Below are 15,005 nucleotides of genomic sequence, written 5' to 3'. Positions count from 1 at the left end.
CGGGTTATGGCAGCAACATGCCGCCAGTCATCACATCTTCATTGAAAAGATATGAGACGGATTCTTCATTGCTGATACGGCGTACCGTTTCAGCCAGCAAACCGGCAATGGTAACCTGACGGATGCGTTCACATTTTTTAGCTGCTTCAGACAACGGAATCGTATCTGTCACAACTACTTGGTCAATTTCGGAAGAAGCAATTCGACTCACTGCTTCACCGGAGAATACTGCATGGCTGGCATATGCTAATACACGATCTGCACCGCGCTCTTTCAGGGCAACGGCTGCTTTACACAAGGTGTTTGCCGTATCGATCATATCATCTACGATCAAGCAAGTACGGCCTTGAATATCGCCAATAATGTTCATCACTTCAGCCACGTTGGCTTTAGGACGACGTTTGTCGATAATGGCCAAATCAGCATTTAAAGATTTAGCAACAGCACGTGCACGTACAACACCACCAATGTCAGGGCTGACAACAGTCAGATTGTCGATACGTTGTTGTTTAATATCGTTCAATAAAATCGGGGTAGCGTAAATATTATCTACCGGAATATCGAAGAAACCTTGAATTTGATCGGCATGCAAGTCAACAGTCAATACGCGGTCGATACCTGCTGAGTACAACATATTCGCTACCAATTTAGCAGAAATCGGTACACGAACAGAGCGAGGACGACGATCTTGACGCGCATAGCCAAAGTAAGGAATCGCGGCAGTAATACGCCCGGCAGAAGCACGTTTGAGTGCATCGGCCATAGTCAAAATTTCCATCAGGTTGTCATTGGTTGGCGCGCAGGTAGGTTGCAAAATAAACACATCGCGACCACGCACATTTTCCAGCAATTCAATGGCTACTTCGCCATCAGAGAATTTGGAAACAGTGGCTTCACCGAGTGAAATATCCAAATGTTTGACAACACGTTGCGCCAATTCCGGATTTGCATTACCGGTAAACACCATTAAACTGTCATAAGCAGCCATATCTTCACCTGATTCTAGATTTAATTTACGCGCAGAAAACATTACGCTTCCCTTTGCCCTATGTCTAAGACACTAATTGCGCGATTATACGCGTAAAGACGGGTAAAAAAAAGTTTTTCAGCGTTATTTTGCTCTTAGCGTAAAAAAGCGTGTAAGAGAACTTACACGCTTTTATTTGGCTGGGGAGGAAGGATTCGAACCTTCGCATGCTGGAATCAAAATCCAGTGTCTTAACCGCTTGACGACTCCCCAATAAAGGGTGTTGGCTGGGGAGGAAGGATTCGAACCTTCGCATGCTGGAATCAAAATCCAGTGTCTTAACCGCTTGACGACTCCCCAACAAAGGGTTTGGCTGGGGAGGAAGGATTCGAACCTTCGCATGCTGGAATCAAAATCCAGTGTCTTAACCGCTTGACGACTCCCCAACTTACTAAATCATATAAAACAGAGGATGAATATCTAATCCTTCCACACAATAAGCTTCATATGATTGAGAAACCTGTTGGTAAATTGTATTTGCTTCTTGATGAGATGCACTTGCTATAAACAAACAAGCCCCAGAACCGGTCATTAATGCATAACCATATTGGGATAACTCAACATAAGCCTTCCAAACCTCAGGATATTCCTGAAATACAACCACCTGCATATCATTTTGAAACGGCTGTAATGATTGGAAAGTCGGCATTATGCTGGGTTTGGAATCACGTGTCAAGCTTTCATGTGCAAAAATTTTAGCTGTTGCCACATGGACAGGGGGCTTAACGATAACATACCATTGTTTAGGGACATCTATTTCAGCCAGCTTCTCGCCTACGCCTTTGGCAAAAGCACTTCTTCCAAAAATAAAAAAAGGAACATCCGCACCAAGACTTACGCCTAAATCAATCAGTTGCTGCCTGCTCAAGCCACATTGCCACCATTGGTTTAAAACCATTAAGACTGTGGCCGCATCAGAGCTGCCGCCACCCAATCCGCCGCCGGTCGGAATTACTTTATCCAACCAAATTTCAACGCCGTGCGGTACGTTTGCATATGGCAGCAATAATTTAGCCGCCCGATAAGTCAAGTCCTGTTCTGGCTCAAGCCCTTCAACCGGCGTATGCAGAATAATCTGCCCATCAGTACGCATTTTCAGATGAACGGTATCGTATAAGCCGATCAAACAGAAAATACTTTCCAAATTATGATAACCATCGCTCCTGCGGCCGGTAATCCTCAAATCCAAATTTAATTTGGCCGGTGCAGGAAAGGCTTGGATTTCCTCTGAAACAGACATGGCATCCTCTATTTGCGTGCTGCGCATCGGGTTTGTCCATTCTTATCCAAAGAGTGGTTTACCGTGTCGAACACCAAGCGGATATTAAACTTGGCATTCTCAAGTTGAAGCGTTTTGGGCTGCCCTGAACTATTTAAAGTACGCGATATTGTCCAGTCAAACTGCTCCAGACGGCCATCAGGCAGGATTTTGTATGGCGCATTGGCAACGCGTTTACCATCCGCCCAAATATGCAGATATTGAACAGGCAAAGCAAAGCCCAAAAGCTGTCTGCTCAATTCCTCAGCCGTTTCCGCCTGATAAACCTTACCCTTACTGTCTACTGCCAATACACCTTCACTGTCTTGACACAGCTGGCCTACGGTATTACCCAGCGGTGTATTAACATCAATGGTTTGAACCGCGTTCTGATAAGTCCAGTCGAAATTGGCATATGAGCCTTTGCCTTCCACTTTAACAGCCAATCGACCGTCTGCGCTAAAATCCTGCACCTGCTCTGCTGCTTGCCAACTGTTTTGTTGAGGTAAGTTTGGCTGCGCACAGGCAGCCAAAAGCAATAAGGCTGTAACCGATGATAATTGTTTTAAATTCATGGATATTCCTTCATAGGCCGTCTGAAATCAAACGCTTTTCAGACGGCCTTTTGGTTTTATTTGTGTTTTTGAATATGCGGTTTACTGGGCGTTATACCGAATTTGGACATTGTCTCTTTTAATACTCGAAGATTGCTTCCGCGCTTCAAACCATCATTCCAGATTTCTTTGGCCTTGTCTTGGTCTCCAAGCGTCCATAGGACTTCGCCCAAATGCGCTGCGACTTCGGCTTCAGGTTCTTTTTCATAGGCGTATTGGATATACGGCAAAGCCATTTGGGCATCACCTTTAAGATAATACGCCCAGCCTACACTATCATTAATTGCTGCGCTTTCCGGATCCATCTGATAGGCCGTCTGAACCATTTTGAAAGCCTCGTCCAAATCCTTGCCACTTGTCAGTAGGGTATAGCCCAAAGCATTCCATCCATGCGGATTATCCGGATACAGCTCTACCACACGGCGCAAATCGGCAATCGCCTTGCCTGGCTGATTCAGCTTCTCATACACCATCGAACGCTGATACAACACATTGGCAAGCAACTCCGGAGAAACTTGGGTTTTCAAGGATTTTTCGGTGGAATTTACCAAGTTGTTCAAAGCGTTCAACGATTCTTGAAGATTGGTATTTTTAGACAATACAAACAAAGCCGTATTCAGCAAATCACTGGCTTCAAAATAACGCCCTCTTTGCTCGGGCATTTTTTGGGCACGTTGCACCAAAGCCCAAGCCTCTTTATGGTTGCCCTGTTTGGCTTCGATGGAAGCAGCCAAAATGGTTTTATCAAATGTATAAGCCGTAGCCGTTACCTTGTCCAGCCATTGTTTGGCTTTGGCAAAATCATCAGCATCATTGTAAGAAACCGCACCAATCAACGCCGCACGGCTGCGCTGCTCCTCCGTACCGGCTTTATAAGCCTTTTCCAGATAGCTGTTTACCGCAGAAATATTTTCCGTCTTGCTGGCTGACAATAAGGCAGCCTGAGTATACAAATCAGGGTTGGGATTTTCTTCCAACAAAGTCTGCAAGCGCTTGAATGCCTTATCATTTTGGCCATGGGCGATCAAATTGGCGATATCCAATTCCTGCCAAATCGGAGATAAGGTTTTGGTGTCTGTCTCTTTGAAGAAACCGTCCAGAATATCAGGATGCCGTTGCGCCATCAGCCGCAGGGTGACAAAAGTCGGCGGCAGGATTTCGTTGTCCAACTTGGCCAAGCGCTGCAATGCCGCAATGGCGTGTTTCTTTTGACCGTCTTTTGCACTAAAAATTGCATCCGCAATCGCCGCTTCTGGAAAGTCTTTATAATTCAATGCCGTTTTATGTACCTGTTTGACTGCATCGCTGGTCAGATTCGGCTGTTGGGCTGCGGTTTGCGCCAAAAGCAGGAACACGCGCTTTTGCTCGTCTTCACTACCGCCGGCAATTACCTTGTCCAATCCGCTCAAATTCTTATCGGCTTTGCCCAGCAGCAGATTGCGCAACCAAGTCATACGCTTTTGTGTTTCACCAGGCTCCGGCTCGATTTCGCGCCATTTTTGGTAAATGGCTTCAGCCTGTTCAAAGGCATTTAAAGAAACCGCCATCTCCAAAGCGCGTTCGGCCACTTCGGGAGATTTGGTGCGATGCAACGTCAAAATATAAGTAAACAAAGCAGAAGCCGCATCACCCTTTTGCAGGGCCAGTTCTGAATTTAACAAAGTGAAAACCTGCGAGGTGCGGTTTTGTATACCCAACAGACGTATCCGCTCCTGCTCGCGCTCTTCGGGAGAAAAACGATCGGCACGGCTTTTCTTTTTGATAATCTTAGCCGATTCAAAAACTGTATTTGAATCGCCGGGCGCGGCAAAAGTTTGTGTAGCAAACAACATCATGACAGCCGCAGCTGCCACTCGAATACGGGATGGGGAAAACAACATAACTATCCTTTTTGAGAACCTGCCGGCATTTTCAGACGGCCTAAGCACTTGCAAAACAGACGCAAAGCTTTATTTATCATTCAGGCATAACTGTAACACACGCACCCTATTTTGTTGACACGGTAACCGTAAACCTTGTGTAATCCTCATCTGCATAAAACGATCAGCATCAAAGATGAATACCGACCAACTTATCCATTTCCTAACTCAAGCTTCACACTTCAGCAGCCGTATGCAAGCAGAGCGCAATCAATTAGTTACCCCAAAAACAGTCAAAGAAGCAGCCGTTTTGGTCGGCATTGTCTTGCATGAAGGAGCGTGGCAAATTTTACTGACCAAAAGGGCCGAGACCTTAAGGCAGCACACCGGACAAATCGCCTTTGCCGGCGGCCGCAAAGATGCCCAAGACGACAGTCAAACGGCAACGGCGTTAAGAGAAGCTTATGAAGAAACCGCCATTCCGATTACCGCATGGCAGACTTTTGCGCCGCTACCCTTTTATGACACGCCTTCCGGCTACCGTGTTACGCCTGTTCCGGCAGTTTGCACCCATTCCGTCAACCCCAAAGCCAACCCCGACGAAGTAGCAGAAATTTTTTATCTGCCTTTGAGCTTCGCCTTAAACCTGAGAAACTACACATTCCGCCAGCTTCATCACAATAATCAAACCCTCGCCCTCCCCGCCCTGCCTTTCCGACACTACGACATCTGGGGGCTGACAGCAATCATTCTATATGGACTGGCTGAACGTTATCAGCAATATTGCCAAGCTTTTAAATAAGGCAAGGCCGTCTGAAAAAATAGGAAAGGATGGTTTCTGATTTTCTTATGGTGTTTGGTTATATACCTACCACAACAAAATAAGTTATAGCGGCAAACACAAAACAGGAGCAGAAAATTTCAAAATAAACGATTAGAAAATAGTGTAACGATATAAAAATTCATTTTTTCACAAATAAATTGTGCTCTCTTCATTTTTCAGACGGCCTTTGCCTGCGTATAATATCGGTCTGATTTACAATTCAAACGAGCTTAGCCCAGCCATGACCGAATCCATCCGCCTGCCCGCTTCTACACTCAAGCCTTCCACCGTTGCCCTGCCCGGTTCCAAAAGCATCAGCAACCGCACGCTGCTCTTAGCCGCACTCTCCGACAACGTTTGCGAAATCCATTCTTTGCTCAAATCCGACGATACCGACCGAATGCTTGAAGCACTCGACAAACTCGGCGTACAAATTGAATCTTTACCTGAAGGCCGTCTGAAAGTTCATGGCACCGGCGGCCGCTTTCCCAACCAAACCGCCGATTTGTTTTTAGGCAACGCCGGTACGGCATTCCGCCCCTTGACTGCCGCGCTTGCCGTTTTGGGTGGCGACTATCATCTGCATGGCGTGCCGCGTATGCACGAACGCCCCATCGGCGATTTGGTGGATGCGCTGCGCATTGCAGGTGCGGACGTACAATATCTGGGCAATGAAAACTATCCTCCGCTTCAGATCGGTAAACGCCAAGACAACGGCGAGCGCGTTATTCCGATTAAAGGCAATGTTTCCAGCCAATTCCTGACCGCCCTGCTGATGGCTTTGCCCTTGACCGGACAAGCATTTGAAATCCACATGGTAGGCGAATTGATTTCCAAACCTTATATCGACATCACGCTCAAGCTGATGGCGCAGTTTGGTGTGGACATCATCAATGAAGACTATCGTGTATTTAAAATCCCGGCCGGTGCCAAATATCATGCGCCCGAACATTTATATGTAGAAGGCGATGCCTCCAGCGCGTCTTATTTCTTAGGCGCAGGTCTGATTGCCGGTACACCCATCCGCGTGACCGGCGTCGGCGCACACAGCATTCAAGGCGACATTGCCTTCGCACGCGAACTGGAGAAAATCGGTGCGGATATCATTTGGGGCGAAAATTTTGTTGAAATTTCCCGTCCTGCCGAACGCAAGATTCAGGCTTTTGATTTGGATGCCAACCATATTCCTGATGCGGCCATGACTCTGGCCATTGTTGCTCTGGCTACCAAACAGCCCTGCACCCTGCGCAATATCGGCTCATGGCGCGTCAAAGAAACCGACCGCATTGTCGCCATGGCAACCGAACTGCGCAAACTGGGTGCAGAAGTCGTTGAAGAAGCCGAAGCCATCCATATTACGCCACCCGAAACACTTACCCCCGATGCCGTCATCGATACTTACGACGACCACCGCATGGCCATGTGTTTCTCACTGGCCTCGCTTTTGGGCGTCCCCGTCATCATCAACGACCCGAAATGTACGCATAAAACTTTCCCCGACTATTTCCAAGTTTTTACATCATTGACCAACTGATTGATTATTCAAATTTTCAGACGGCCTGTTGCATACAAAAAACACAGGCCGTCTGAAAAATAAAAATAAAACTATACTTTTTCTTAATTTATGCGATAATAGCTAAATAAATTCTTAGCGATTCATATTTCCTTTCGGAGAGAAAACATGTCAGACGAAAAAAGCAAAGCCTTAGCCGCCGCCCTTGCCCAAATCGAAAAAAACTTCGGCAAAGGCTCCATCATGAAAATGGACGGCAGCCAACAGGAAGAAAACCTTGATGTTATTTCCACCGGCTCCCTCGGCGTGGACTTGGCACTCGGCGTCGGCGGCCTGCCCCGCGGCCGCGTGGTTGAAATTTTCGGCCCGGAATCCTCCGGTAAAACCACACTCTGTCTCGAAGCCATTGCCCAATGCCAAAAAAATGGCGGCATCTGCGCATTCATCGATGCCGAGCATGCTTTTGACCCGATTTACGCCCGCAAGCTCGGCGTAAAAGTCGAAGAGCTCTATCTCTCCCAACCGGATACCGGCGAACAGGCATTAGAAATCTGCGATACCTTGGTACGCTCCGGCGGTATCGATATGGTCGTTGTCGACTCCGTAGCCGCACTTGTGCCTAAAGCCGAGATCGAGGGCGAAATGGGTGACAGCCACGTCGGCCTGCAAGCCCGCCTGATGAGCCAAGCCCTGCGCAAACTGACCGGCCACATCAAACGCACCAATACATTGGTTGTTTTCATTAACCAAATCCGTATGAAAATCGGCGTAATGTTCGGCAGCCCTGAAACCACAACCGGCGGTAATGCACTCAAATTCTATGCCTCCGTCCGCCTCGACATCCGCCGTACCGGTCAGATTAAAAAAGGCGATGACGTTATTGGTAACGAAACCAAAGTCAAAGTCATCAAAAACAAAGTTGCGCCCCCATTCCGTCAAGCCGAATTCGATATTCTTTACGGCGAAGGCATCAGCTGGGAAGGCGAATTGATTGATTTGGGTGTCAAACATGACATCGTTGAGAAATCCGGTGCATGGTACAGCTACAACGGCGCAAAAATCGGTCAAGGTAAAGACAATGTACGTGTTTGGTTGAAAGAAAACCCTGATATCGCCAACGAAATCGATGCCAAAATCCGTGCAGCAGTCGGTATCAATATGGATATCACCGAAGGCAAATTGGACGATACCGACGGCGAACGTCCTGAGGAATAAGTCTGTTTGAAATTAAAGGTTAAATAAGCCAAATAAAGGCCGTCTGAAATCCGACCATTAATCGAATTTCAGACGGCCTTTTATTCAATACTGCTTAAAGCCCTAATGCCTGAGCGTGAAACTCAATATGCGAATCGATAAAGCTGGCAATAAAGAAATAGTCATGCCCATAGCCCGGGCGTACTTTATATTGGATATTGAAACCTTTTTCACGTGCGGAGCGGACAAACGCTTCCGGTTGCAGGACGTCAGGATACAAAGCATCTTCACTGCCGACATCAATCAAAACAGGCAATTTATGCGAGGCCGTCTGAAGCAGCTCTGTACTGTCATAGCGTTTCCATGTTTCCACGTTTTGACCCAAATAAGCTGAAAACGCCTGCCTGCCGCCTTCCGTATCGATAGGATGACATAAAGGCGCAAAGGCAGAAACTGCAGCATATCGGCCGGGATGCTTCAAAGCCAACTGCAGCGCACCATGCCCGCCCATGCTGAAACCTGCAATGCTGCGCTCTTTTGTTACCAGAAAATTATGCCCGATCAAATCAGGCAATTCTTGGCTGATATAGCTTTCCATTTGGTAATGCTGCGCCCAAGGTGCTTCAGTTGCGTTAACATAAAATCCGGCACCCTGTCCAAGATAATATTCCTCGCTGTCGGCAACATGCTGACCGCGTGGCGAGGTATCCGGAAAAACCACAATAATATTCCATTGCGCCGCAAAACGCTGGATTCCGCTTTGCCGAACCAATTCAGAACTATCACTATTTAAGCCGGAAAGAAAATATAAAACAGGCGCGGGATAACCTTTTAAGACTTGTGGCGGCAGATAGACATCAAATACCATATCCGTCCGGCAGGTTTGAGAAAAATGGCGGTAGCGTTCCTGATGCCCGTTAAACATCTTTCTGCGTTCCAGCAAATGCAATTCTGAATTTTTCATTTTATTCCTTGTAAGGAAACAACAATAAGCAGAATGTTAGCGCAAAACCTGCCCATCGTGTTGTTGCCCCATCTTTTTAAGGCGACCAAATCCGCTTTAATCAAGGCTTGCCAATCATGCGAAATCATTACGCTGACAGCATTTAAAATCTATACACAATCTCTGTGGATAAATCTGTTGATAAGCTTTGGGTAATCGTAAAATTTTCTTTAGGAACAAACCAAGTCTTAAATTGACTAAAATTTAATCAAATAAAATTCAATAAAATCAAATAGTTATATTTATAAGATTTTACTATAATCATACAGTGAAAATTTATAGGTAAAACAAGGTTATGCGGCTTTGTGCATAAATTAGGGTTGACATCCCTAAAAATCGCCCCGAATCAAAAGCTGCGTAAAACAACGGCCTATTTCATCAGATGCCATTCAAAAGACACGCGGCCATACATTTTGCGTTACAATACGCACTTATTTTTAAGAAAGAAAAATACGCCATGAAAGCCTCCCAGTTCTTCATTTCCACCCTGAAAGAAGCCCCTGCCGAAGCCGCACTTGCCAGCCACAAGCTGATGATTCGTGCCGGTTTGATCAAAGCCAACGCATCCGGTCTTTATACTTGGATGCCGATGGGTCTGCGCGTATTGCGCAAAGTTGAAAATATCGTGCGCGAAGAAATGGCCCGCGCAGGTAGCGTGGAACTGCTGATGCCGGTGGTACAACCTGCCGAGCTGTGGCAGGAATCCGGCCGCTGGGAGTTTTATGGTAAAGAACTGTTGCGCCTGAAAGACCGTCATGACCGCGATTTCTGCATGGGTCCGACTTGTGAAGAAGTGATTGCCGACATCGTGCGCAAAGAAGTCAACAGCTACAAACAACTGCCGAAAAACTTTTACCACATCCAAACCAAATTCCGCGATGAAGTGCGTCCGCGCTTCGGTGTGATGCGCGCACGCGAGTTCGTCATGAAAGACGCTTATTCCTTCCATGCCGACTATGCCTCGCTTCAGACGACCTATCAGGATATGTACGACGCTTACTGCCGTATCTTTACCCGTTTGGGTTTGGAATTCCGTCCTGTTGCTGCGGATACCGGCAGCATCGGCGGTACCGGATCTCACGAATTCCAAGTATTGGCTGAAAGCGGCGAAGACGTTATTGCATATAGCGACACTTCCGATTACGCCGCCAATATCGAGCTGGCACCGACTTTGCCGCTTAAAGGCGAACGCGCCATCGCTCAGGCCGAATTAACCAAAGTACATACGCCAAATGTCAAAACCATTGAGTCTTTGGTTGAATTCCTCAATATTCCGGTTGAACAAACCCTTAAATCCATCGTGGTCGAAGGCGAAAACGAAGGCGAACTCGTCCTGCTGCTGTTGCGTGGCGACCATGAGTTTAACGATATTAAGGCAGAAAAACTGGCCGGCGTGAAATCGCCACTGACCATGGCAAGCCCTGCCGCGATTGTTGAACAGTTCGGCGCAAACGGCGGCTCTCTCGGCCCTGTCAACTTCAAAGGTAAAGTCTATGCTGATTTTGCCACCGAAAAAGGTGTAGACTGGGTGATTGGCGCGAACGAAGACGACTACCACTATACCGGCTTCAACTTCGGCCGCGATGCTGCCGAGCCTGAATTTGTCGATTTACGCAATGTCATCGAAGGCGACATCAGCCCCGACGAACAAGGCCGTCTGAAACTGGCGCGCGGTATTGAAGTCGGCCATGTCTTCCAATTACGCGACAAATATACCCAAGCCATGAATGTCAGCTTCTTGGATAATAACGGCAAATCCCAAATCATGGAAATGGGCTGCTACGGTATCGGTATTACCCGCGTTGTGGCCGCCGCCATCGAGCAAAACAACGACGAAAAAGGCATTGTTTGGACCAAAGCAATGGCGCCGTTTGAAGTCGTGATTGTACCGATGAACTACAAAAAATCTGAATCCGTACGTGAAGCCGCTGACAAAATCTATGCCGAGCTTTTGGCTGCCGGTGCGGATGTATTGTTGGATGACCGCGACGAACGTGCAGGCGTATTGCTGAATGACTCCGAGCTGTTGGGTATTCCTCACCGCATCGTAATCGGCGATCGCGCCTTAAAAGAAGGCAATGTCGAATATGCCGAGCGCCGTGACAATCAAGCTCAAGCCGTTGCGGTATCAGAAGTTGTCGCCAAGGTTCTGACTGCATTGAACGCTTAAGTCTTTTCAATCATGAAAAGGCCGTCTGAAACTGATTATTTCGTTTCAGACGGCCTTTTTCTGTTTTAATAAATAATGTTTTTTCCGTAACTCTCTAATATTTCTTTGATTTTCAAAATGGTTTCTTTAGGCGGCGGATGTACGCCTTTTAATTTGTATTCATCGCCACACAAAGCCCATTTGTGGGCGCCCAATTCGTGATACGGCAAAAGCTCGACCATTTCGACATTCTCCATATCACCGATAAACTCGCCCAATAAATGCGCTGAACGCTCATCATCGGTATAACCGGGAACAACCACATAACGCACCCGTGTCGGCTGATTGCGTTCGGCAAGATAGCGCGCAAATTTCAGCGTTTTGGTATTTGGGATACCGACAAGCACTTTATGAATTTCAGGATCGATTTGTTTTAAGTCGAGCATGACCAAATTGGTATGATCGAGCAAATCATCCAAAATCGAGTCATAGTGCAAAGCATAGCCATTGCTGTCGAGACAGGTATGGATATCGTGTTCCCGACAGGCCGTAAACCAATCGCGTACAAACTCATATTGCAATAACGGCTCGCCGCCGGTTGCCGTTACGCCTCCGCCTGTCGCACGCAGATAATGACGATAGGTCATTATCTGCTTCATCACGGTTGCCACATCCAATTCCTGCGCCTGTTCGGTATGGAGATCCCATGTGTCGCGATTATGGCAATACAGGCAGCGCATTAGGCAACCTTGCAAAAAGAGCACGTAGCGCAAACCCGGACCATCGACAGCACCACAAGATTCAATCGAATGAATAATGCCTTTGCCGTTATAATGACGGTGGCCAAGGTCTTTCAGTTCCGGCTCGGGGGTAATGGCAAAAGTCGTGGACATAGTGTTCGGCTCAAAAATATTTTTGCTTATATGGATTGTACGATAATAAAGGCCGTCTGAACATTTCAGACGGCCTTGGAGCTTTGTTTCAAAACAAACCAAATGCAAATTTAGCTTCCGGTTTGTTTTTCCCCCGAATTACATGGTTTCTGTGAATGTACGGGTAATCACGTCAAGCTGTTGTTCACGGGTCAACGAGTTGAAGCGAACCGCATAACCGGACACACGAATGGTCAACTGCGGATATTTCTCCGGATGGTGCATCGCATCTTCCAAAGTCTCGCGATTCAATACGTTGACGTTCAAGTGTTGACCGCCTTCCAAAATACCGTCTTCATGGTGGAAATAACCGTCCATCAGACCGGCAAGGTTGCGTTCGCGAGAATGCTCATCTTTACCCAACGCGCCTGGAATAATGGAGAAGGTATAGGAAATACCGTCTTTAGCAAACTCAAATGGCAGTTTGGCTACGGAAGTCAATGAAGCGACTGCACCGTTGACGTCACGGCCGTGCATTGGGTTTGCACCCGGACCAAACGGAGCACCTGCACGGCGGCCGTCTGGAGTATTACCGGTTTTCTTACCGTAAACGACGTTGGAAGTAATGGTCAGTACGGACTGAGTCGGAGTAGCGTTGCGGTAAGTTTTGTGGGTTGCCACTTTTTTCATGAAGCGTTCTACCAAGTCGCAGGCGATGTCGTCCACGCGGTCGTCGTTGTTACCGAATTGTGGGTATTCGCCTTCGATTTCGAAGTCAACAGCAATACCGTTTTCATCGCGAATTGGTTTCACTTTGGCGTACTTAATGGCGGACAATGAGTCGGCAGCCACAGACAAACCGGCGATACCGCATGCCATCGTACGTTTCACGTCACGGTCATGCAACGCCATCAACGCGGCTTCGTAGCTGTATTTGTCGTGCATGTAGTGAATAATGTTCAGCGCGGTAACGTATTGGGTTGCCAACCAATCCATGAATTTGTCCATGCGCTCAAAGACAGTGTCATAGTCCAAAACTTCGTCCATAATCGGCTCGGTTTTCGGACCAACTTGCTCTTTAGATTTTTCATCCACGCCGCCGTTGATTGCGTACAGCAGAGTTTTTGCCAAGTTGGCACGTGCGCCGAAGAACTGCATTTGTTTGCCGACCACCATCGGGCTGACGCAGCAGGCAATGGCGTAGTCGTCGCTATTAAAGTCAGGACGCATCAAGTCGTCGTTTTCGTATTGGATAGACGAAGTGTCGATGGATACTTTGGCGCAGTACTCTTTAAATCCTTGCGGCAGTTGTTCAGACCACAATACAGTGATGTTTGGCTCAGGAGATGGACCCATGTTGTACAAGGTGTGCAGCACGCGGAAGTTGGTGCGCGTTACCAAGGTACGGCCATCCAAGCCCATACCGCCGATGGATTCGGTTGCCCAAATCGGGTCGCCGGAGAAGAGTTGGTCGTATTCGGGCGTACGCAGGAAACGGACCATACGCAGTTTCATCACCAAGTGGTCGATAAATTCTTGCGCTTGGGTTTCGGTAATCACACCGTTTTTCAGGTCGCGTTCGATATAAATATCCAAGAACGAAGACACACGGCCGAAGGACATCGCTGCGCCGTTTTGAGATTTAACGGCGGCAAGGTAGGCAAAGTAAGTCCATTGGATGGCTTCTTGTGCATTTTTTGCAGGGCCGGAAATGTCGTAGCCGTAAGAAGCCGCCATTTCTTTCATTTGACCCAAGGCTTTGTATTGTTCGTTGATTTCTTCACGACGGCGGATCACTTCTTCCAAGTCCACACCGTTTTCCAAATCGGCTTGCAGTGAATTGAACTGGTTAAGTTTGTCTTTCATCAAGAAGTCGATACCGTACAATGCAACACGACGGTAGTCACCAATAATACGGCCACGGCCATAAGCATCCGGCAGACCGGTAATCACGCCTGATTTACGGCAACGGCGGATGTCAGGAGTGTAAACGTCAAACACGCCTTGGTTATGGGTTTTGCGGTATTTAGTGAAAATTTCGCTGACTTCAGGGTTCAATTCAACGTTGTACACTTTGCACGCGTCTTGCACCATTTTCAAACCGCCAAACGGCATGATGGAGCGTTTCAAAGGCTCGTCTGTTTGCAGGCCGACGATGGTTTCCAAATCTTTGTTGATATAGCCTGGAGCGTGGCTGGTAATACCGGATATGATTTGCGCGTCGATTTTGTACGGCTCGTGCGTACGGTTTTCTACTTTAATACCTTCTAATACGTCCGCCCACAGTTTGGTTGTGGCTTCGGTTGCTGGTGCCAAGAAAGAAGCATCGCCTTCATAAGGCGTGTAGTTTTTCTGAATAAAATCGCGAACATCTACGTTGGTTTCCCAGTTACCGCCAGTAAAACCTTCCCAAGCGGCAGGACGTTGCTGAACATCATTTGACATATCAAGCTCCTAATTTTATTGGAAATATAGACTGTAAATTTCTGAAAGGATAGCACTAATACCCTTCCATTTACAGGAGTTTTCTTGAAATAAAATTACAGACTAGCCTTTTCTTGACTTACATCAATGAGAATAATTGTTACTTGGCACTACATCTCGGTTTCCAAACACTCGCGTTTAAAAACGGCGTAGAATACGAAATTCAGCCCTGAAGACAGACATCCTTCAGGGCTGAATTTTTATTGCAT

At 47.2% G+C, this 15,005-nt stretch carries 11 protein-coding genes and 3 tRNA genes; 4 read left to right on the top strand and 10 right to left on the bottom strand.

What is annotated here, in order from left to right; genetic code table 11:
* Window positions 1-4: 4 nt before the first annotated feature.
* The 7 genes from O3660_RS06170 to O3660_RS06140 form a co-directional block, all read right to left on the bottom strand.
* Window positions 5-988, bottom strand: coding sequence for a ribose-phosphate pyrophosphokinase (locus O3660_RS06170; RefSeq protein WP_152333207.1), 984 nt, complete (start codon window positions 986-988; stop codon window positions 5-7).
* 176 nt (window positions 989-1,164) lie between these two features.
* Window positions 1,165-1,240 (bottom strand) — tRNA-Gln (locus O3660_RS06165).
* Window positions 1,241-1,251: 11 nt separating this feature from the next.
* Window positions 1,252-1,327, bottom strand: a tRNA-Gln gene (locus O3660_RS06160).
* Between the two features lie 10 nt (window positions 1,328-1,337).
* Window positions 1,338-1,413: transfer RNA gene (locus tag O3660_RS06155), tRNA-Gln, on the bottom strand.
* 5 nt (window positions 1,414-1,418) lie between these two features.
* On the bottom strand, window positions 1,419-2,267 hold the full coding sequence (gene ispE / locus O3660_RS06150) for a 4-(cytidine 5'-diphospho)-2-C-methyl-D-erythritol kinase (protein ID WP_065425732.1): 849 nt from the start codon (window positions 2,265-2,267) through the stop codon (window positions 1,419-1,421).
* An 8-nt stretch (window positions 2,268-2,275) separates the two neighbouring features.
* Window positions 2,276-2,860, bottom strand: coding sequence for a lipoprotein insertase outer membrane protein LolB (lolB, locus tag O3660_RS06145; RefSeq protein WP_049351229.1), 585 nt, complete (start codon window positions 2,858-2,860; stop codon window positions 2,276-2,278).
* Window positions 2,861-2,916: 56 nt separating this feature from the next.
* Window positions 2,917-4,779, bottom strand: a complete 1,863-nt coding sequence (locus O3660_RS06140) for a tetratricopeptide repeat protein (protein WP_049351230.1) — start codon at window positions 4,777-4,779, stop codon at window positions 2,917-2,919.
* Between the two features lie 175 nt (window positions 4,780-4,954).
* On the opposite strand from O3660_RS06140, the gene O3660_RS06135 reads away from it, so the two are divergent.
* The 3 genes from O3660_RS06135 (at window position 4,955) to recA (ending at window position 8,309) form a co-directional block, all read left to right on the top strand.
* Window positions 4,955-5,560 (top strand): CoA pyrophosphatase, encoded by a 606-nt coding sequence (locus O3660_RS06135; protein WP_049351231.1) that lies wholly within the window; start codon window positions 4,955-4,957, stop codon window positions 5,558-5,560.
* A gap of 262 nt (window positions 5,561-5,822) precedes the next feature.
* Entirely contained in the window at window positions 5,823-7,115 is a 1,293-nt protein-coding gene (gene aroA, locus O3660_RS06130) for a 3-phosphoshikimate 1-carboxyvinyltransferase (protein ID WP_049351232.1), read from the top strand.
* Window positions 7,116-7,262: 147 nt separating this feature from the next.
* Entirely contained in the window at window positions 7,263-8,309 is a 1,047-nt protein-coding gene (gene recA, locus O3660_RS06125) for a recombinase RecA (protein ID WP_063075842.1), read from the top strand.
* 94 nt (window positions 8,310-8,403) lie between these two features.
* Here the strand turns inward: recA and fghA are convergent, their stop codons facing one another.
* On the bottom strand, window positions 8,404-9,252 hold the full coding sequence (gene fghA / locus O3660_RS06120; RefSeq protein WP_371464659.1) for an S-formylglutathione hydrolase: 849 nt from the start codon (window positions 9,250-9,252) through the stop codon (window positions 8,404-8,406).
* A gap of 496 nt (window positions 9,253-9,748) precedes the next feature.
* Between fghA and O3660_RS06115 the strand changes: the two genes are divergently transcribed.
* Complete coding sequence (locus O3660_RS06115) at window positions 9,749-11,461, top strand: proline--tRNA ligase (RefSeq protein WP_371464658.1); 1,713 nt, start codon at window positions 9,749-9,751, stop codon at window positions 11,459-11,461.
* A gap of 65 nt (window positions 11,462-11,526) precedes the next feature.
* On the opposite strand, the gene pflA is transcribed toward O3660_RS06115, so the two are convergent.
* Window positions 11,527-12,333, bottom strand: coding sequence for a pyruvate formate lyase 1-activating protein (pflA, locus tag O3660_RS06110; protein WP_308887448.1), 807 nt, complete (start codon window positions 12,331-12,333; stop codon window positions 11,527-11,529).
* 138 nt (window positions 12,334-12,471) lie between these two features.
* Complete coding sequence (pflB, locus tag O3660_RS06105; RefSeq protein WP_371464656.1) at window positions 12,472-14,757, bottom strand: formate C-acetyltransferase; 2,286 nt, start codon at window positions 14,755-14,757, stop codon at window positions 12,472-12,474.
* Window positions 14,758-15,005 lie beyond the last annotated feature (248 nt).

The sequence above is a fragment of the Neisseria sp. 27098_8_139 genome (assembly GCF_041433195.1).
In the GTDB taxonomy this organism is placed as follows: Bacteria; Pseudomonadota; Gammaproteobacteria; order Burkholderiales; family Neisseriaceae; genus Neisseria; species Neisseria subflava.
The sequence above is the reverse complement of the archived record's forward strand: the minus strand, read 5'-3'. Positions and strand labels throughout refer to the sequence as shown.

Bases quoted from the DNA above. Each gene is read 5' to 3' on its own strand.
- O3660_RS06170 (WP_152333207.1), bottom strand. From the start codon at position 988: ATGGCTGCTTATGACAGTTTAATGGTGTTTACCGGTAATGCAAATCCG.
- ispE (WP_065425732.1), bottom strand. From the start codon at position 2,267: ATGTCTGTTTCAGAGGAAATCCAAGCCTTTCCTGCACCGGCCAAATTA.
- lolB (WP_049351229.1), bottom strand. From the start codon at position 2,860: ATGAATTTAAAACAATTATCATCGGTTACAGCCTTATTGCTTTTGGCT.
- O3660_RS06140 (WP_049351230.1), bottom strand. From the start codon at position 4,779: ATGTTGTTTTCCCCATCCCGTATTCGAGTGGCAGCTGCGGCTGTCATG.
- O3660_RS06135 (WP_049351231.1), top strand. From the start codon at position 4,955: ATGAATACCGACCAACTTATCCATTTCCTAACTCAAGCTTCACACTTC.
- aroA (WP_049351232.1), top strand. From the start codon at position 5,823: ATGACCGAATCCATCCGCCTGCCCGCTTCTACACTCAAGCCTTCCACC.
- recA (WP_063075842.1), top strand. From the start codon at position 7,263: ATGTCAGACGAAAAAAGCAAAGCCTTAGCCGCCGCCCTTGCCCAAATC.
- fghA (WP_371464659.1), bottom strand. From the start codon at position 9,252: ATGAAAAATTCAGAATTGCATTTGCTGGAACGCAGAAAGATGTTTAAC.
- O3660_RS06115 (WP_371464658.1), top strand. From the start codon at position 9,749: ATGAAAGCCTCCCAGTTCTTCATTTCCACCCTGAAAGAAGCCCCTGCC.
- pflA (WP_308887448.1), bottom strand. From the start codon at position 12,333: ATGTCCACGACTTTTGCCATTACCCCCGAGCCGGAACTGAAAGACCTT.
- pflB (WP_371464656.1), bottom strand. From the start codon at position 14,757: ATGTCAAATGATGTTCAGCAACGTCCTGCCGCTTGGGAAGGTTTTACT.